This window comes from Carboxylicivirga longa (assembly GCF_050589825.1).
In the GTDB taxonomy this organism is placed as follows: Bacteria; Bacteroidota; Bacteroidia; order Bacteroidales; family Marinilabiliaceae; genus Carboxylicivirga; species Carboxylicivirga longa.
The window spans coordinates 91,666-110,939 of the sequence record NZ_JBNGOZ010000002.1; the positions used below are offsets into that span (position 1 = coordinate 91,666).

16 protein-coding genes are annotated in these 19,274 nt (G+C 44.8%); 8 read left to right on the forward strand and 8 right to left on the reverse strand.

Annotated elements, in window-relative coordinates; all coding sequences use genetic code 11:
* Positions 1-119: 119 nt before the first annotated feature.
* Positions 120-947, forward strand: coding sequence for a mechanosensitive ion channel family protein (locus ACRD7A_RS02105; RefSeq protein ID WP_430809689.1), 828 nt, complete (start codon positions 120-122; stop codon positions 945-947).
* A gap of 14 nt (positions 948-961) precedes the next feature.
* On the forward strand, positions 962-1,864 hold the full coding sequence (locus tag ACRD7A_RS02110) for a DUF3078 domain-containing protein (protein ID WP_430809690.1): 903 nt from the start codon (positions 962-964) through the stop codon (positions 1,862-1,864).
* Positions 1,865-1,908: 44 nt separating this feature from the next.
* Here ACRD7A_RS02110 and ACRD7A_RS02115 read toward each other — a convergent pair whose 3' ends face one another.
* Positions 1,909-2,115: a DUF3820 family protein gene (locus ACRD7A_RS02115; RefSeq protein ID WP_430809691.1), complete on the reverse strand. Its 207-nt coding sequence runs from the start codon at positions 2,113-2,115 to the stop codon at positions 1,909-1,911.
* A gap of 182 nt (positions 2,116-2,297) precedes the next feature.
* Here ACRD7A_RS02115 and ACRD7A_RS02120 point away from each other — a divergent pair, with 182 nt between their 5' ends.
* Both ACRD7A_RS02120 and ACRD7A_RS02125 read left to right on the forward strand, forming a co-directional pair.
* Positions 2,298-4,712, forward strand: coding sequence for an alpha/beta hydrolase family protein (locus ACRD7A_RS02120; RefSeq protein ID WP_430809692.1), 2,415 nt, complete (start codon positions 2,298-2,300; stop codon positions 4,710-4,712).
* Positions 4,713-4,780: 68 nt separating this feature from the next.
* Positions 4,781-5,533, forward strand: coding sequence for a creatininase family protein (locus ACRD7A_RS02125; protein WP_430809693.1), 753 nt, complete (start codon positions 4,781-4,783; stop codon positions 5,531-5,533).
* 156 nt (positions 5,534-5,689) lie between these two features.
* On the opposite strand, the gene ACRD7A_RS02130 is transcribed toward ACRD7A_RS02125, so the two are convergent.
* Together ACRD7A_RS02130 and ACRD7A_RS02135 are read right to left on the reverse strand one after the other, a co-directional pair.
* Positions 5,690-6,745, reverse strand: a complete 1,056-nt coding sequence (locus ACRD7A_RS02130) for a nucleoid-associated protein (protein ID WP_430809694.1) — start codon at positions 6,743-6,745, stop codon at positions 5,690-5,692.
* A gap of 158 nt (positions 6,746-6,903) precedes the next feature.
* Positions 6,904-7,230, reverse strand: a complete 327-nt coding sequence (locus tag ACRD7A_RS02135; RefSeq protein ID WP_430809695.1) for a hypothetical protein — start codon at positions 7,228-7,230, stop codon at positions 6,904-6,906.
* Positions 7,231-7,409: 179 nt separating this feature from the next.
* Between ACRD7A_RS02135 and ACRD7A_RS02140 the strand changes: the two genes are divergently transcribed.
* Together ACRD7A_RS02140 and ACRD7A_RS02145 are read left to right on the forward strand one after the other, a co-directional pair.
* Positions 7,410-10,379 (forward strand): TolB family protein, encoded by a 2,970-nt coding sequence (locus ACRD7A_RS02140; protein ID WP_430809696.1) that lies wholly within the window; start codon positions 7,410-7,412, stop codon positions 10,377-10,379.
* Between the two features lie 149 nt (positions 10,380-10,528).
* The gene (locus tag ACRD7A_RS02145; protein WP_430809697.1) at positions 10,529-11,815 is read left to right on the forward strand and encodes a metallophosphoesterase; all 1,287 of its coding nucleotides are present in this window, start codon (positions 10,529-10,531) and stop codon (positions 11,813-11,815) included.
* Between the two features lie 30 nt (positions 11,816-11,845).
* Here ACRD7A_RS02145 and ACRD7A_RS02150 read toward each other — a convergent pair whose 3' ends face one another.
* The 4 genes from ACRD7A_RS02150 to ACRD7A_RS02165 all read right to left on the reverse strand — a co-directional run bounded on the left by ACRD7A_RS02150 (position 11,846) and on the right by ACRD7A_RS02165 (position 15,783).
* Positions 11,846-12,712: a patatin-like phospholipase family protein gene (locus tag ACRD7A_RS02150; protein ID WP_430809698.1), complete on the reverse strand. Its 867-nt coding sequence runs from the start codon at positions 12,710-12,712 to the stop codon at positions 11,846-11,848.
* A 6-nt stretch (positions 12,713-12,718) separates the two neighbouring features.
* Positions 12,719-13,996 carry a hypothetical protein gene (locus ACRD7A_RS02155; RefSeq protein ID WP_430809699.1) on the reverse strand — a complete coding sequence of 426 codons (1,278 nt, stop codon included), beginning with the start codon at positions 13,994-13,996 and terminating at the stop codon, positions 12,719-12,721.
* A gap of 286 nt (positions 13,997-14,282) precedes the next feature.
* Positions 14,283-14,969, reverse strand: coding sequence for a hypothetical protein (locus ACRD7A_RS02160; protein WP_430809700.1), 687 nt, complete (start codon positions 14,967-14,969; stop codon positions 14,283-14,285).
* 4 nt (positions 14,970-14,973) lie between these two features.
* Entirely contained in the window at positions 14,974-15,783 is an 810-nt protein-coding gene (locus ACRD7A_RS02165; protein WP_430809701.1) for a metallophosphoesterase family protein, read from the reverse strand.
* A gap of 250 nt (positions 15,784-16,033) precedes the next feature.
* On the opposite strand from ACRD7A_RS02165, the gene ACRD7A_RS02170 reads away from it, so the two are divergent.
* Both ACRD7A_RS02170 and ACRD7A_RS02175 read left to right on the forward strand, forming a co-directional pair.
* Positions 16,034-17,020, forward strand: a complete 987-nt coding sequence (locus ACRD7A_RS02170; protein WP_430809702.1) for an oxidoreductase family protein — start codon at positions 16,034-16,036, stop codon at positions 17,018-17,020.
* Positions 17,017-17,871, forward strand: coding sequence for a 3'(2'),5'-bisphosphate nucleotidase CysQ family protein (locus tag ACRD7A_RS02175; RefSeq protein WP_430809703.1), 855 nt, complete (start codon positions 17,017-17,019; stop codon positions 17,869-17,871). Before ACRD7A_RS02170 ends, ACRD7A_RS02175 begins: the two co-directional genes overlap by 4 nt.
* Here ACRD7A_RS02175 and ACRD7A_RS02180 read toward each other — a convergent pair.
* On the reverse strand, positions 17,857-19,215 hold the full coding sequence (locus ACRD7A_RS02180) for a DUF5723 family protein (RefSeq protein ID WP_430809704.1): 1,359 nt from the start codon (positions 19,213-19,215) through the stop codon (positions 17,857-17,859). The genes ACRD7A_RS02175 and ACRD7A_RS02180 overlap by 15 nt on opposite strands.
* Positions 19,216-19,274: the final 59 nt, after the last annotated feature.

Here is a 19,274-nt window from a genome sequence, read left to right on the forward strand (position 1 = left end):
ATTTACTTCATATAATAGTACCTTTGCATTGCAACATTCACTTACTTTAACAGAACATAAGGCCATCACTTTTTGTTGCTAATACTATCATTACATTTTTAAATTAAATATCACGTACTATGGAAGAAATCGGCATTACCAACTTTAGCTGGCAACCCATCTACGACTGGATTATTGCCAATGGCATTAAAATACTGGCAGCCATACTTATTGCAGTCATCGGCCTTTGGATTATCAATAGGATTGTTAAGGGATTCAAACGCCTTTTACTCGCGCGCCAAATTGATGAAACCCTTGTGCCTTTTATTATTAGCCTTACCTCTGTCACCCTCAAAGTGCTTCTGTTTATCAGTGTAATAAACTACCTGGGCATACAAATGACTTCGTTTATTGCAATACTGGGTGCGGCTGGCTTGGCGGTGGGTATGGCGCTATCGGGCACCTTGCAAAACTTCGCAGGTGGCGTTATACTACTCATCCTTAAGCCCTTTAAGGTGGGTGATTACATTGAAGCACAAGGGCATTCCGGCTCAGTACAGGAGATACAGATTTTTAACACCATACTGCATACTCCCGACAATAAGGTGGTAATCATACCCAATGGCGGCCTGGCAACCGGAGCCATGATCAATTACTCTGCCCAGGACACACGCCGCGTGGATTTTGTCTTTGGCATTGGCTATGACGATGATATTGATAAGGCACGCAACATTATTATTGAGGTGGCCAATAATAACGAACTCGTCATGAAGGACCCCGCTATTTTTGTAGCCGTAAAAGAACATGGCGACAGCTCGGTAAACCTGGTCGCCCGCCTATGGTCTAAAACAAGCGACTATTGGTCGGTTTATTTTTATATGATGGAGTTTGTTAAGAAAGAATTTGACAAGCAAGGCATCAGTATTCCGTATCCACAGCGCGATGTACACATACACAACCAAAAATAATAAGCTACCCTAACATGAGAAAAATAATCAATTTATGTTTGCTCGCTCTGCTTGTGATACCTTTGGGTGTCCATGGGCAGACGGCAGGCAAAGACAGTTTAAGCAACTGGAAAATAGGCGGCAATTCATCGCTTACTTTCAATCAGGTTTCGCTCACCAACTGGTCGGCGGGTGGTAAAAACTCGGTGGCCGGTACTTTTCTGCTCGATGCCTTTTTTAACTACAGCAAAGACCGCGTCAATTGGGACAATGCCCTCGACCTAGGCTACGGATTAACCAAGCAGGGTAGCGATAACCTGGTAAAAACAGAGGATAAGCTCTACCTGAGCTCTAAGTTTGGCTACCGGGTGGATGGAAGTAAGTGGTTTTACTCTGCCTTGCTGGATTTCAAAACTCAGTTTGCCACTGGCTATAACGATCCACCGGAAAACACCGTTAAACTCTCGGAGTTTATGGCACCTGCATATATAAACTTCTCCCTGGGTATGGACTACAAGCCCAACGACAATTTCTCGCTCTACCTCTCACCCCTTACCAGTAAAATGACGGTGGTGCGCGATGATTCGCTGTCGCGGGATGGTGCCTTTGGGGTAGATGCCAATAAACACATCCGCAGTGAGTGGGGTGCCTCGCTAAAGCTAAAGGCACAGAAAGCTGATATTGTGAAAAATGTGGACGTAAGTACACGGCTTGACCTATTCTCCAACCTGGGTGATAAGCCACAAAATGTAGATGTAGACTGGGAACTGGCCTTTAAAATGAAAGTCAATGATTTCTTGAGTGCAGTAGCCACTTTTAACCTCATCTACGACGATGATATTAAGTACATCAACAAAGATAAAGAGACAGAAGGGCCACGGGTGCAGTTCAAACAGCTATTTGGCTTTGGCATCAGCTATAAATTTGGTGATAAGTAATAATAATAAAGTCACTACCAAAAGTGCTGATGGAGAAATACGGCTTAACGTAGTGGCTTTAAAAGGTACTCCAAACCATTTAGTTTAATCTCATACAGGGTGTGCAGTAGCATGCCCAGCTTTCCTTCCGGGAAGCCTTTATTGTGATACCACACCAGGTAAGGCTCGGGCAAATCACATAAAATACGTCCTTTATATTTACCGTAAGGCATGCGCATACGGGTCAATTGCATCAGTAGCTCGGGCTGCATATCACTGTGTTTTTTTTGAATTTGCGAATGTATCACTTTCGGGCCTTTCGGTCAACTAAATCCCCAACATAAATACTTTTTTAAAAATTATGTTGTTGGCCTATCAGATAGTTAGTAACTTACCGTTCAACAAAATGAAACACTTTTCCAGCATTGGAATTTACATCAAACCCAATACATTTATGAAACAATTTCCCACACTCTTACTACTGCTTGTAGCGTGCTTCACTGCGCAGGCACAACTCGACCTGAGGTATCAGGAACCATCACCTGAAATAATGAAACTGGCCGATGTGCCCATGCCTCCCAGCACCTCCATCAGCGACGATGGCACTACCATCGTGCTCTTCTACCGCAGTCAATACAAAAGCATTGAAGAATTGTCGGAAAAAGAAATTAAGCTGGCGGGCATACGTACTAACCCCACCACCAATATGTCATCTCGCACACGTTTCTCTAACAGCGTGAAGATAATGAAGAAAAAAGGCGACATTATGGAGGTGAAAGGCATGCCTGAGAAGGCTCGTCTGGCCAATTTTGCCTGGTCGCCCAACCAAAGTAAAATGGCATTTACCAACACACGGAGCCATGGCACCGAGCTATGGTATATTGACATGGCCACGGCCACTGCACACAAGTTGAGCGAAGCACGGCTAAACGGCAATTTAGGAAGCCCTTACAGCTGGATGAAGAACAACGAAGCCATGCTGGTTAAAATGCTACCTGACAATCGCGATGCCTTGGTAGACAAAAGCAAAGCCATACCACAAGGCCCCATCGTATCGGTGAATGAAGGTCAGAAGGCACAAAACAGAACCTACCAGGATTTATTGAAGGACAAGGTAGATGAAGAAAACTTCATCAAACTGGCCGAGTCGGAGCTTAAAATGATCAGCCTCGACGGAAAAATAAGCGACTGGGCGCCCAAAGCCATTTATCGTAGGATCAGCTTCTCGCCCGACGGTAATTATGTGCTTATCACAAAGGTGAAGCAACCCTTCTCCTACCTGGTTACCTATCGCCGCTTCCCCACCGACTACGTAATTTATAATGCACAAGGTGAGTTTCTCAAAACCATTGAATCCGTTCCCCTCATCGAGGAGCTCCCAAAGGGTTTTATGGCCGTTCGCACCGGCAAACGTGGTATCTCTTGGCGCGCCGATAAACCGGCCTCACTATACTGGGGCGAAGCGCTGGACAAGGGCGATCCGGACAATGAGGTCGAGTTCCGCGACCAGGTATTTGAATTAGCAGCTCCCTTTAGCTCCACACCCGCTCCCTTACTAAAAACGATCAATCGTTTTAGTGGCATTACTTGGGGCAACGACGAAATAGCTATTGCTTATGACTACTGGTGGAACACGCGTAACACCAAAGCCTACCGCTTCAACCCATCCAAGACCGACACAGAACCAACGATATTGCACGATCGTAACTACCAGGATCGTTACAACGACCCGGGCAATTTCATCACCGAGCGCAATGCCTATCAACGCAATGTGCTGGTCATCGACAAAGGGCATCTCTACCTCGAGGGCGATGGTTACTCAAAAGAGGGTCGGAAGCCCTTTATCGACAAGCTAAACCTGAGCAATGGGGAAACCACACGACTTTATCAGGCGGATAATACAGATAAACTGGAAACCATATCCAAGATTATTGATATTCGAAAAGGCCAGGTCATCACCCGCGTGCAATCACCCACTGATTACCCCAATTACTATGCCCGTAATATTAAATCGCGCAAGGCACCACGCCCCATCACTCATTTTGAAAATCCCTTTAAAGGTTTGGAAGGGGTATATAAAGAAGTGGTGAAATACGAGCGTGAAGATGGGCTGCCCTTATCGGGTACCCTATACCTTCCGGCCAACTACGATAGAAACAGCGGAAAACGTCTGCCATTAATCATGTGGGCTTATCCTACCGAATATAAAGACAAACAGAGTGCGGGACAGGTTACCGCTTCATCCAATGAATTTATATACCCCTGGTATGGCTCTCCCATCTACTGGGTGATGAAAGGCTATGCAGTGCTGGATGATGCCGCCTTCCCCATTGTTGGTGAAGGCGAAGAAGAACCCAACGACACTTTCATACCACAACTGGTAGCCAACGCCAAGGCAGCCATCGACTATCTGGATGAAAAGGGATATATTGACCCTGACCGAGTGGCGGTAGGTGGCCATTCCTACGGGGCTTTTATGACTGCCAACCTGCTTACCCACTCCGACTTGTTTGCTGCCGGCATTGCACGCAGCGGTGCCTACAACCGAACACTAACGCCCTTTGGTTTTCAAAGCGAAGAGCGCAACTATTGGGAAGCACCCGACATTTACAACACCATGTCGCCCTTTATGAATGCTCATAAGATGAAGCACCCACTGCTTTTAATACACGGTGTGGAAGACAATAACTCGGGCACCTACACCATGCAAAGTGAGCGTTATTTCAACGCCCTGAAAGGTCTTGGTGCCACCGTGCGCCTAGTGTTACTACCCTCTGAGAGCCATGGATACCGCGCGCGTGAATCGGTGTTGCACATGTTGTGGGAACAAGATCAGTGGTTAGAAAAATACCTCAAAAATAAGCAATAAGATAATACCCAGAGGATGTCCGGTAATTCGTTTTACTGGGCATCCTCATATATTTCAAAAAATCACCTATGCAACTGGAACAACTAAACCTACAGGATATCAACAAGCAACACTTTGATGTTGCCATATTGCCATGGGGTGCCACCGAGGCTCATAACCTGCACCTACCTTATGGTACCGACAATTATCAAAATGGCGTGATAATTAAACAGGCGGCCCAGCTAGCTACCGATAACGGCGCCAAAATACTGGTATTGCCTGAAATACCCTACGGTGTAAATACGGGTCAGGCCGATATCCCCTTTGTGATTAATATGCTACCATCAACACAACAAGCAATTATTAGCGATGTGGCCAACTCGGTGTTTAAACAATGCGATAAATTGCTGATTTTTAACGGACATGGCGGTAATGATTTTAAGACGATCATACGCGAACTGGGCTTGCAGCATCCTGGTAAAAAACTACTGTCCTGTAACTGGTTTCAGGCACTTGACACACGCAAGTACTTCCACCAGCCGGGCGACCATGCCGATGAGATGGAAACCAGCCTAATGATGTACCTCTATCCTGAGTTGGTACGTCCGCTAAGCGAGGCAGGCAATGGACAAAATAAGCAGTTTAAGGTGCAGGCACTCAATCAGGCATGGGCATGGGCAGAGCGCGAATGGACCAAAATAAGCAATGACACGGGTGTTGGTAATCCTTCCAAGGCCACCGCTGAGAAAGGCGAACGTTTCTTCAGTGACCTCACAACCGTGATCAGTCGCTTTTTGATTGAGCTAGCCCAAACATCCAACGATGACTTCTACGGGTATTAAGGCCGACATAGAACCCCGGCATTTTTACCGGGGAAGGTGCTGTTAACGCTACATCTTCCTCCATAAGTTAGAAGAATTTGTAAGTTACTTATCAATTAATCATTTTCGGAACGGTTCTTTAAAGGGCCTTGTGATAGAGAACCGTTCCTTAAAATACTACTCTTCATACTCAAAATACAGCTTGTAGAACTTCAAGCCCCGCTGACTATCGAAGCCCTTCTCGAGATACTGCCGCTTACCATGCACATACACATGAAAATTCTTATCCAGCTTAAGCACTGATTTAAAGTGCTTCTTCTCCGATTTAACAGCGTCCTTAGAGATATCAAAACTATCCTGAAGAGGCATGTTTTTCTCCGATTCAAAAAAGCTCTTATAATCCTGAAAGGCATCCACCACTTCAGGCTGACGAATCACTTCCTTTTCAAACTCACGCTCGTCGAAAGCAGCATGCTTATTAAAATACTCCATGGATCGATTGAGCATATCTACCTGATCAGGCCGTTCCACATCATTATCCTCATTAAACACCTCACCCACAAAACCCTTGCACATCTGCAGGTAGTTATTAGTAAAATAATAGTTATCCTCACGTGGCTTAAGTCCTAAAAAGTCATCTTTCCAGAAATGCGCCTCGTTGCCTTTATTTATATTATCCACCGAGCATATTTTGTATCCTAAATCCTTCTCAGTATTAAAGATCAGACAACCCTTATCCAGTTTCTTGATATTAATACCCTCCTGTGCGCCCAGTTCAAAATTATTATCACGCAGCATTACCTTCAGAAAAGTATCTTTATTTTCAGACTTAAAGATACCCAGCGCATCCACAATCTCACCGTCAACCACACAGTTATTGAACAGCACCATGTAAAATTCACCACCTTTAATCTTCGGATGATTGGACTGCTCATAAAGAAGATTGGCGATGCTGATAGAGTTATCATAGAAACAGGATGGATTGCTAAAGATTCCTTCAACCAGCCCATACATGGAATTTTGTGATAGCCCTTCCTCATGATGGAAATTAAAATAGGCCTCAGTCTTAAACGGTTTAAAGAAATACTGCTTTAAAACGTCAATGACCAATTCATCATCATTCAGCTGAAGCTCGCCCTTGGAGAAGCGCAATTCTTCACCCTCGGCACGGCAACCAATATGGTGTACTACAATATTTTGTATAGCAGTTTGTGTAAAGTCAATCATCGTCATTCACTAATTTATTTTCTTGGCGGATCATCCGGCTCACGAAAATACAATTTTTAAAGTGAAAAATATACCTTGCGGACAAAAGCACTGTGTCTGATAAGGCGATGCAAAAAAAACGGCACCTACCCGAGATGCCGTTACTACTCATGAAAAGGATACTCTTAGCACAGCCGACAATGTTTTGCGTACCATGATACCGGATGCTGTGCCCCGCTAATCAATTCGCTAATAATTTTTTTATCGTCCCATTTACTTTCGAAACTGCACGATTGATCCAAGGCCTTAGACAGTAATAACCACTCTTCCACCATGGGCTGGGTGAGTTTTCCCTCGAACTCCTTTAATACCTTCAGGCAACATTTGTCTATCATGTGAATTTTCGGCTCTTCCCGTTGCAAAGAGCATCGCGTTGTATAGAGATGATCATCAACACGAACAAATTCATTCTCATCCAATGAAACGGTAAATGTGAAACTAACTTGTGACATGGCATACCTCCTTTTAGTTTAGGTATCACACAAATTACGACATCACCTCAACGAAGTAAAGATGGCCATGAATTATTAAAGCAATTTATCTTCATTCTAAATAAATATTTTTGTCCACATTGGGATGATGGCAAGAGAAATAATAATTTCTTGCTACTTTTATAGGCAAAGTTTGCAACATGCGACAATTCATTGTTACCCTAACATATCTACTCCTAGCCACCCCCCTTATGGCACAGTACTACAGCTCTGGTGCCGATCCTGCCAGCATCCGGTGGCATCAGGTCAATTCAGAAACCTTTAAAGTAGTATATCCCAAAGAATTTGAGCCTGAAGCCAAGCGTTTTATTGCTATGCTCGATTCGCTATACACCTATGGGGGCTACACGCTCGACCACACTCCTAAACCCATCAATATCCTGATCCACAGCCAATCGGCCTACGCCAATGGCTTTGTATCATGGGCACCCAAGCGCATGGAAATATACCCTATGCCCCATCAGGACATGCTGCCCCAGGACTGGTTGGAGCAGCTGGCCATACACGAATTCAGGCACGTGGTACAAATCGATAAGCTCAATCGCGGTTTCACCAAGGTACTGACCTACCCTTTCGGGCAACAGGCTGTGGGTGCCGTTCTGGGTCTTTATGCGCCCCTGTGGTTTCTAGAGGGCGATGCTACGCTTACAGAAACCACTTTGTCGGCTTCCGGTCGTGGACGCAGACCTTCCTTTGAGCAGGAAATACGCGCTCAGGTGCTCGAAAAGGCAATCTATAATTACGACAAAGCCTACTTTGGCTCTTATAAAGATTATGTACCCAACCATTATCACATGGGCTACCTCTTTACAGCCGGCGCCCGTCATCGCTATGGAGCCGAAATATGGGAGAAAGCGCTGGATGAGGCCGGCCGCAAAAGCTGGTCAGTAACGCCTTTCAACCGGGGCATAAAAAAGGTAAGCGGCAAAAATAAGGTTCCCCTATACAATGAGGTATTTAGTGACTGGCAGCAACGCTGGCAACGGCAAAACGACACCCTTCAGGCAAGTAATCACCGCAGCATTACACAACGCAACAAACGCTATAAAAGCTATCGTTATCCCACTCCGCTGGATGATGATTACCTGCTGGCCGAAGTAAACGGACCAGGCGAGCGCAACCACTTCGTGAAAATCAATCGCCATAACGGCGCTGAAGAGCATCTGCTAAGTACGGGAGTGCGCAGCCGCTGTCCTTTCTCCTACAGCCATCAACGTATTGCCTGGGTGGAGCTTGAGCAGCACCCCCGATGGGAGAATCAACACTTCTCGGAAATAAAAACCTACGACCTGAGTACCGGCAAGATTAACAAAATAAGTCGTAGGGGGCGCTATGCAGCACCCGCCCTATCGCCCGATGGACAAACCATAGCTGCCATTTACACCAGCTTTACGAATCAATACAGTTTACGCCTGCTACAAGCCTCCAATGGCCACCTCATCAGGGAATATACCATTCCGGACAATGCCTTTCCCATGACACCGGCCTGGAACGAAGATGGCAGTGCCTTGGTTATGGTACTGCTGAACAAAAAAGGAAAACAGATTGCCCTGTTTACACCTTTATCGGAAAGCTGGCAGACCATAGTGCCTGCCGGTTTTACCGAGATACGCTACCCGAAGATCTACAAGGACTCAGTGTTCTTTACAGGATCGTACAGCGGCATTGAAAATATCTATCGCACAGCGCTGCAAGGTGGATCAATAGAGCAAATTACCACCTCGAAATTTGGTGCTGCTTATGCCAACGTTTATAATAACCTACTTTACTATCAGGACTACACATCGGATGGATACCAACTGGTTGAGCGCGACTTACAGACACTAAAAGCACAGACCATCACACCGGGGTCTCTACCCTCAGAGCCTTTTTTACAAGCGCTACACGAACAGGAAAAAGGACTACCTCAGCTGAAATCGGTGGATACAAGCGGATATAAATCCAAAAAATACAGCAAATGGAATCTGTTTAACTTTCACAGTTGGGCACCCGTCTATATGAATGTCAGCGACGGCGAGGTGGGCAGTGGTGTGAGTTTCTTATCCCAAAACCTGTTGGGCACCACCTTCACTTCACTGGGGTACAGGGCTGATCAGCAATATTCGCGTGAGAAGTTTAGCCTTAATCTGACCCACCGCGCCTGGTGGCCGGAGTTTAGCCTTGACCTTAAGATGGGTAACGAGAAACAAAACTACGATGGTTATTATACCAATAATACGGATACCTTTCGGGTGGTGGCCAACGCCAAACCTCAACACATTCAGGCCGAACTGGAAGTAACACTACCCCTGAACCTGTCGCGTGGCAAATACCTGCGTCGTATTGAGCCCTCAATGGCCTTCAGTTATCACCACTCATCCGACTACAAGGAAGAGATAACCTATGTTAGTATTATTGATGATGAAATTGTTGAAAAGGAAAAAACAGTAAATACCGTGCCGGGAATCGACATCAAATCCCTTGATTTCAACATATTTGCATATAACCTGTTACGATCGACCCAGCGCGATATAGACAATCGCTGGGGGCAGGTATTGGAGCTAAGCTACCGTACAATGCCCTTCAGTGGCTGGGACTACGGTAGCATCCTGGGTGTCCATACTCGCCTCTATTTTCCAGGAATTGGTCGCCATCATGCCATACGCATCGACAATGGCTGGCAAATTAAGCAAAAAGGAGAGCAATATGGTACCATGGGGCCTTTTAATTATTATATGATGTATCCCGATTACCTACGTTTCCCCCGCGGTGTGGATTCCTTCTATAACGATGAGCTTTACACCTTTAAGGGTGATTACATACTGCCTCTTATCAATCCGGATTTGAATATTCCCGGCCTCATCTATTTAAAACGCATATCGGCCAATGTATTTTATGATTTCTCGCAGGCAAGGCAAAAGATGCAAAGAAATGACACTGGGGCCTGGCTTACTGACACAAAGGATATTAGCTCCTTTGGAACAGAGCTAAGGGCTGAATTACACCCGCTGCGCTTTGTATTTCCCATCACCCTGGGTTACCGTTATGCCCACGTACCCGCCTACAATAAAAATCATCACGAAATACTGGTATCCATGGGGTTGTCAGGTATTGTTGTGGGTCGACAATAAGTCTGTTGAAGCAGAAGTTTCTCACCAATTTGTACGCTAAAAAAGCTTAAAAGATGTTTATATACAGGCCGATAGTAAAACCTTTGTAGTAATCTTGCGTTACGAAAACAATGCTATGGCGTGTTGAGTGCTAACCAAAAAAACAGGGAATGAGATATAGTTTGGAAGCGTACGTGGGATTTCTGATTTTCACCATCCTTATTGATTTCTTACTTCATCGCTTAATTCATAATGACAGAGAGCAGCCCTTGAGCCGCTTTGCTTTTCCCTTGGGCACTTTCTGGTTCATCAGTGTTCCGGCCTTCTACATTGCATCTTTTTCTACGATATTTGCATTGATACAAACAGCTGAATCAGCCCTTATTTATGTAGTATTTCAATGGTTGCTTACCTCCTACCTGGCCATCTATCTGCCCAAGTTATTTTATTACCTGGGCCATCGATTAACACACCATGCCATAAGAATTAAAAGTCGCTTTGCGGGTAATGGCCAATTTAAAAAGATGAACGAAGGCCGATACCCAACTATCTCACGTAAAAAATTCCTTAGTCAGGTGGGCATCCTTATGGCCTCAGCTCCCTTTATATCCCTCCTTTTTGGAGTTATGAAAGGACGCTTCGCCTTTAGCAAGCGCTACACCAAACTATCGTTCCCCAACTTACCGGCCGCATTCGATGGCCTTAAAATCGTGCAGATATCCGATCTTCATCTGGGCAGTCTTAATGCCAACTACAAGGAGATGGAAGAAGCCGTTCAACTGATTAACGATGAAGATCCTGACTTGATTTGTTTCACCGGTGACCTGGTCAATAACTTCTATGAAGAGACGATCGGTTGGGAGAAAATCTTTAGCAAGATGAAGGCCAACGTTGGGAAATATTCCATAATGGGCAATCACGACTATGGCGATTATTCCAAATGGCCCTCAAAGCAAGCGAAAGCTGATAACCTGCGTAAGATCAAGGAAGCCCATGAGCGCCTGGGTTTCACGCTACTAAACAACAGCTCTGAGCTACTGGAATGCGAAGGCGAAAAGATAGCTGTGACCGGCGTTGAGAACTGGGGGCATCCTCCCTTTCCGCAATACGGCGATTTACAGAAGGCTAGCAAAGGAACAGAAGAGATACCCTTTAAACTCTTGCTGTCGCACGACCCTGATCACTGGGATGCCGAGGTAACAAAAAAATTTGATCATGACCTGACACTGGCCGGTCATACACACGGAATGCAGTTTGGCATTGAATTTAAAAATTTCCAATGGAGCCCTGCCAAGTACAAATTTCGCCGTTGGGCAGGCTTATACAATATTGATAAGCAATACCTATACGTAAATCGTGGCCTGGGCTATTTAGGCATGCCAGCACGTGTAGGTATGCCGCCCGAGATAACCGTAATTGAACTCACACGCGGACCACTGGGTACAGAGCCCATGTAAGCTTGAGTAGTCAAATTAAGGAATACTACGCTATCCCTTAACCAACCATGCTTCAAGAGCTGTCATATGCCCTTCGCTCTCGTCCATACCTTGTCGATGCAACGCATCGAGCTTCTGTGGGTTATTTTCTATGCGCGACACGGCCAGTAGCTGTTGTGGCCTGATGATATAAACTCGCCCCTCCTGCTCCAGCTTATGCAGCTGCACAAGGGTTTTGTTATATCGCTCGGCTCGCGAAAGAATAGAGGCCACCAGCTTAGGATACTTACGGTAAATACATTTTATAAGAAACCGAAACTTAGGACTTTTCTTTTGATAGCCTTCATTGCGGGTTAGCACTACCACCGCACGCTCATAACCACTGTTGAGGGCATGCATCACCGGTATTGAATCAGCCAGACCGCCATCCATGTATTCATGTCCGTTAAGACGAACCATCTTAGATACAAAAGGCAGGCTCGAGGAGGCAGTTATTGCTTTTAACAAGGCTGCACGATCCATATTTTTGGTTTGAAGATACTCGGCTTGTCCGCTCATTACATCCGTAACGCCCACCACAAAATCACAAGGCGACCGGTAAAAGGCTTCAAAGTCAAAAGGTTCCAAATTATTGGGTATTTCACCATACACAAAATCCCAATCAAATAAATTACCCTTTTTATATAGGTTGCGCCAACTCATATAACGCGGATCAGCCGTATATTTTTCGTTCACCACCTTATTTCGGCCATATTGCTTCGACACATAAGAAATGCCATAAGCAGCACCTGCCGACACACCAACAACATAAGGAAAGTGCAAATTATTCACTTGAAAGGCGTCCAGCACCCCGGCTGTAAACATACCTCGAAAGCCACCACCTTCGAGTACGAGGGCTGTTTTACTTAAATCAACCATAGGTTATTAATACTTAAATCCTTTAATAATGGGACGTCCCACGGGGCCACTCATCTCTAAAATGATGGCGTCGCCTTTGCGGGGCAGGGTCTGTCCGGTCATCAACTCAAAGGTCGATAGGGCATTTTGCAATCCGACCTGTAACTTATTAATCTCCAGACGTCCCTCATTAATCAAAGATTGCATGGGATCCAGTGCATTCATCGCCACGCTTGCCTCCAGGCTCGCATCAATCAAAGACGATATAATCTCTGTATCATAAACGGTTAACACTTCATTATTAAGGCTTGTACATAAGGCAAATCGCTTCACTCCAAGCGTATTGAGATCAAGCCCCAGCAGTGCAGTTTGAGCTTCCAGCTGCGCCTTTTTCTTTCCTTCAAACGAAAGTGACAGATCCTCAAGTAAAAAACTCGATGCCTGCGACTTCACCAGAGGATAATCGCCGGCATAGTCGAGCTCACTCTCAGTTTGAATATGGAGTTTTCCCAGCGAGAACTTCCCATTAACTGTCGGATCGCCCCATACAAGACCTTCTTTATTAAGTTTCAATTCTAAAGCCGATTGAGTACTTTGCACATGCATGCCTTGCAAACCATCTCCCACATAAGTGAGGTGACCACGAGCCTGCATACTTAGTAAGGGCGCATCAAGGTGTATGGCTTTCATATTCAACTCTCGCTTATGCGGATCGAAATGCAAATCCAAAGTCACCTTATCAATATGGTTAAACTGATCTCGCTGCTCAGCAGTAAATCCCAGGGCGTCCATCCAAGGGGTCAGTGCAAATTCCACATGGCTCACCTTGACCTTCAAATGCTGACGAGTTTCGGGAAAATTATGATCTAGCCGAACCATATTATCCTGAGTCAGATGACCATCAAAGTCGAGTATGAGCTCCTCCACCAACAAATTGTCATCGGCTACCGGTACATAAAGACTTAAATCATGGGCCTTCAGCCGGAATGACTTAATCTCACCGTATTTTTCACTATTCAGCCAACGCATGGCTTCCCGATAGGGTATGTCAAGCTTAACCCTTTTAATATGGGCCAATTGCATTCCATCAGCACCCTTAATAAGTACACCGTCCAGCTGCATCTTCGACAGGATAGGATTCACGTTCAGCTCCGAAATATCCAGCTGCACATCCTCCCCCAAAACGGCTACACGCGCTTTCAGCTTTTGCTCAATCTTTTTGGCCAATATGCTTCCATAAACCCAGTTTCCCGCTATTACTGCCAAAATAAATATGATAATAATGCTTATCGCTTTTCTATTCATAAAAATGTATGTTTTCTAACGGTCGAATCAGGTTGTTAAGGTCTATTACCCACTTAACAATACAGATTGCTGATCGTAATAAAATACTTCATCCCAATTTAACTGAACTAAAATAGAAAAAAGAAACGGCGATTGAACGATATAGACACACATTTATTCCATCAATAAGCATAAGAAACTGAGCTATTATACTTGTAAAGTAGGTAGGATTCCCTTGTAAACAATCCCTTACATTGAATCATGAGTAATCAGGGCAGTGCACCCCCTAATTTATAAAAAGTAATCTCTATCGAAGATATAAAGTAGCGCCCACAGCAAGTGACAAGGTCATATAGGGTTTAACATACTTGGTGCGTATAGCCTCCAGCAGATAGGCATCCAACGAAGACACTTCGGCATATACGCCGAATCCTTCGAAGTAGGCACCCTTAATGTCGAAGCGCAACTCACCCCCTACAAAAGGCGAGAAATGAACTTTATTCTGAAAATAATATTTCTGTGGATAATAATCAGGAAGTTTACGAAAGGTATTATGCGTATTCCCCCAGGTAATAGACAAGCCCCCATAGGGCCTGAAATATTCAAATAAGGCCTTACGGGTAAAATTAAAGCTATTCTTCAACGAAACACTGAAAACACTATTTTTACTTCCCCCAAAATGTTCACCCAAATATCCAAAAAAAAGGGCCGGCTGATAAATTTCACCAATGGCATAGCCAAAGCCAACAGACATAAAGCCAATACTACCCGCATACTGTAATTTATATTGGCCGGGCAGAAACCAACGATGGCGGTAGGCAACTGTATCATCTTGTATTACCAATGTACGTTCCTTATAAGCTTTGTGTAGCAACTTGGGATAATTCGTGGAGTCAGACTCCTCCCTGTCCTGAGCTACTCCTTTGCTGGCGTACATCACCAAAAAACCCACCATCAAGGTTCTAAGTTTGAGTATATATTGCTGCTTTCCCATACTGCTAATAATAATGACGTTCTACCCTAACCGTATCAGCCTGGATATCCAGGATAATGAGTTCATCACGGATGGGAGCCGGCACGGTCAGGTAATGAATATCGCCATAAGGCTGCGATAACTTATAAGAATGATCATGCCCATGTACCGATAATTCAATGGCGTTGTTTTTCAAAAGCTCATTAAACAGATATTCATTTCCAAGGGAAAATTGTTCTGACCAGGGAGGCAAATGCGAAAAAGGTATTACATGCTGATAAGCTTCGCCATTGCTTAACGCCCCGTTAAACCACTCAAAATCCGGATCTGTAACCTTCTTCTCCCACACTATATTGTCAAAGAACACGAACTTAACATCGCGATAGTTGAAGAAGAAGTTTGACGCGCCAAACATCTCGTTATAGATATCATAGCCATTACCCAGGCAATCATGATTACCGATAATGGTGATGACGGGCACCTCAATGCGATTCATTATGTCGCTATACCAGTTAAACTCACCTCCATTGGCACTAAGGGTTATATCCCCCAGATGAATTACAAAGTCGAAATCATCGCGACTATTGATATAGTCCACCTGCTTTAAAAACTCATCGTAGTATGTATGCGAATCGGCGATTAAAGCAACCCTAAAGGGTTCAAACTCGTGATCAGCCGAGGGCAGGAGCCGATTATAATGACTTATATTTTGGCGCTTATATTTTGACTCCACAATGTTCTCGTAGGGGCTGTATTCAATTATATCCTTACACGAGAGCAGAAGAAGCAGGCTAAAACTGATGATCAACACTTTTCTATTCACATTCAAAATCATACGATGCCTTTATTAACTCATTAGTATTAAACAGAATTACATAACCAATGGCAAATATATTGATCAAAACATCAGGCTATTAATAAAAAATAACCAATCATTAAAAGTCACTGATGAAGCAGCCCTTCATCAAGATGAAATGAATAAGTCATCAAGACAATACCAATTGGCCAATCAGCAAGTGATGATTAAATCGAAACGCTCCTTTGTTAAAGTGGTTTACTATCTTTGCGCCACATATTTCTAATACATGGAACAGCAACTACATAACATTATATTAAAGGCTACAGGAGCCAGTACCATTAAAACTACTGATATTCTCCAAAACCTATGGAGCGGCTATGGTAAGATACTGCGCGTTACCTTACAGGGTGGTAATCACACATCGGTGGTGGTAAAGCACGTGAAGCTGCCGGATAAAACGAAGCATCCCCGTGGATGGAATACCGACTTATCACATCAGCGTAAGCTCACCTCCTACAAGGTAGAGACAGCCTGGTACGCTGAATGGAACTACCTGTGCACGGAAGACTGCCGCACCCCACAATGCCTTTACCTGACACAGCACGGCGATGAAGTGATTATGGTGCTGGAGGACCTGGATGAAGCAGGCTATCCCTTGCGGCTGAATGCGGTAAGCTGGCAGCACATTACTACCTGCCTGCGCTGGCTCGCTAATTTTCATGCCACCTTCCTGCATCAAAAACCCGATCAATTATGGCCTATTGGCACTTATTGGCACCTCGACACACGACCTGATGAGTGGCGCATTATGGATGATCAGTTACTGAAAGCAGCCGCCTCAGCCATCGATAAGAAACTGCGGTCAGCGCGCTTTCAGACCTTCGTTCATGGCGATGCCAAGCTGGCGAATTTTTGTTTTGCCCCCGATGGCCGCTCGGTGGCAGCCGTTGACTTTCAATACGTGGGTGGCGGATGTGGCATGAAGGATCTGGCCTATTTTGTGGGCAGCTGCCTCTACGAAGAAGAATGCGAATCCATGGAAAAAGAGATTCTGGATACCTACTTCAAGGAACTGAAAAAGGCACTTCAACACCATCATCCTCACATTGATGGTATCGCTCTGGAGCAGGAATGGCGGGCATTATACCCGGTAGCGTGGACCGATTTTCATCGATTTCTAAAAGGATGGAGCCCCGACCACTGGAAAATAAACAGTTACAGCGAACGGGTGGCACGCGAAACACTGGCTACAATTCATAAAACCACGGTATGATACTGCAACCATCGCATTTAAAAACACTCTGCGAGGCAGCCATTGATGCTGCGCGAAAAGCAGGTGCGTACATTAACTCTCAGAGCAGGTATACACAGACAGTGCAACACAAAGGAGGTACACACAACCTGGCAGCTCAAGTTTTTACAGAGGTAGATCTCGCCAGCGAAAAAATTATTCTCGATTGCCTAAAGCCATCCCTCAAGGACTTTGACCTGGCATTACTAAGCGAAGAAACCAAGGACGATGGCAGCCGCTTTGAAAAAGATTACTTCTGGTGCATCGACCCCCTGGACGGTTCCCTGCCTTTCATCGAACACAGCGACGGCTATTCAATTTCTATAGCCCTGATCAGCAAAGCAGGAATACCTCATATTGGGGTGATATACAATCCGGTGGATAACACCCTCTACCATGCCATTAAAGGACATGGTGCCTTCAGAAACCACACCTTATGGCAGTTGCATCCAAAGAACAGCATGACGCTGGTATGCGACCGTAGTTTTTTAAATCATCCGCGCTACGAAGAAGTAGTTTCTAAAATAAAAGCCCGTAGTCAAGGAGAACTAAAAATAATAAGTCACGGAGGGGCAGCGATGAATGCGATGTGGGTATTGGAAGGCCATCCGGCTGTATATTTCAAGTTTCCCAAGGCTGAAGAGGGTGGTGGCAGCTTATGGGACTACGGCGCTTCGGCCTGCATCTTTCATGAAATAAAAGCGCATGTATCAGACGCCCATGGTCAACCCCTAGCGCTTAACAACCCACTTACCACATTTATGCACCAAGGTGGAATCTGCTATGCTTCTACACCGGAAATACAAGCCATTACTCAACTACTCATTAAATGATCGGCCAATGGGTATTGACATCCCTACATAAAAGACCTGGCCTTCCAGATGCGAATCAAAAAGCGCACTGAAAATGGTTGGTGAACCCACAAAAAAGCGTCCATAACGGGCCGCGGCTCCCACATAGCTACCCTTCACCGATGAATAGCTAAGGGGCAAAAATGCAGCCCACTTCCGTTTTTCGTAGCGGAAAGTTAAATTACCTCGCCAAACCTGACGACTGACCAATCGAACCTGAGAACGATAATAATTGGGGCTATAAGAAAAAGAAGTATTGACAAAAAAGCTCGGACGCAAGCAATAATCAAGTGTGGCACCCACCGTTAAGGGCAGTTTTGTATTAAAACTACCACCGTCTTGCTCCTCAAAGTCAACGGATTTCTCAATGGAATCTTTTAGAGCCTGTAAGCTTTCCACCCCTTGAAAGCGGCTATAAGGAACATCCTGCATACGCACCCAATACGATGCCTGCGCTCTTGTTTGTTTGTGCTTGATATAACCCCAGTCGGCAATGGCTAAACCCACCTTATATCGGTAAGGAATTCCCTTAATTCCTTGCAGGTGGTCAGGTAAGTACGAGTAGCTAAGTCCAATGTCGACGCCTACGCCAAAATCGCCTGACTGCTCTACAATATCACCTCCATCCACCGTCTTCCCAAGGCTTTCATTAAAGCCATAGGTGAGATGGAAATCAAACTGTTCTATCTGCTCTTTATCAAACATGATGTCGATATCATCCATCTGAAGGTAACCCGATCCTGAGCCATTTAACAACTTCAGTGTTAAACCACCCGTTAACCAGTGAGTATCGGTTTTAATCAAGGATGATGACCAGCTAAAGGCATATTCGACCCAACTATTGAGTAAAGAACGAAAGTACTCACTTTTAATGTCCTCCAGATATTCTGGATTCTCCAAGCCCTTGAATAGCTTTAACAGATCATCATTGGATGAGTTATAAACCCCATCTGCCCTATAACTAACTGCCACAGCGAGTGCATGACGATCATTCAAACGATAACTAAGCGAAGGAAGCATCATCCGCCCTTTTACGTATAGTAAAGATTCTTCCGACCCTAAAAAGTGTTTCAAATCAGATAGTCCTACACGTCCTACAACATCCCAAAAGTCCTGGGAGGCAAAATTCATATCACTCATCAAAGCAATGTTGGCCGACAGTAAATTAACATTCCACCGGGCATCGTTGCGGATCAGATCGCCCGGTTGATTGACCAGGCCAACAAAAGGCAGGTAAGAACTGGAGTGCACTCCTTTATATTCCTGAGCATAAGTTGGAGTAGCAACAAAGCAAACCAGTATTAATGAATAGATAAGGCGTTTCATGGATCGGTATTAGTACTACAAAATAATGCATTTTAATGCTTTATGAAACTTATTTGAGT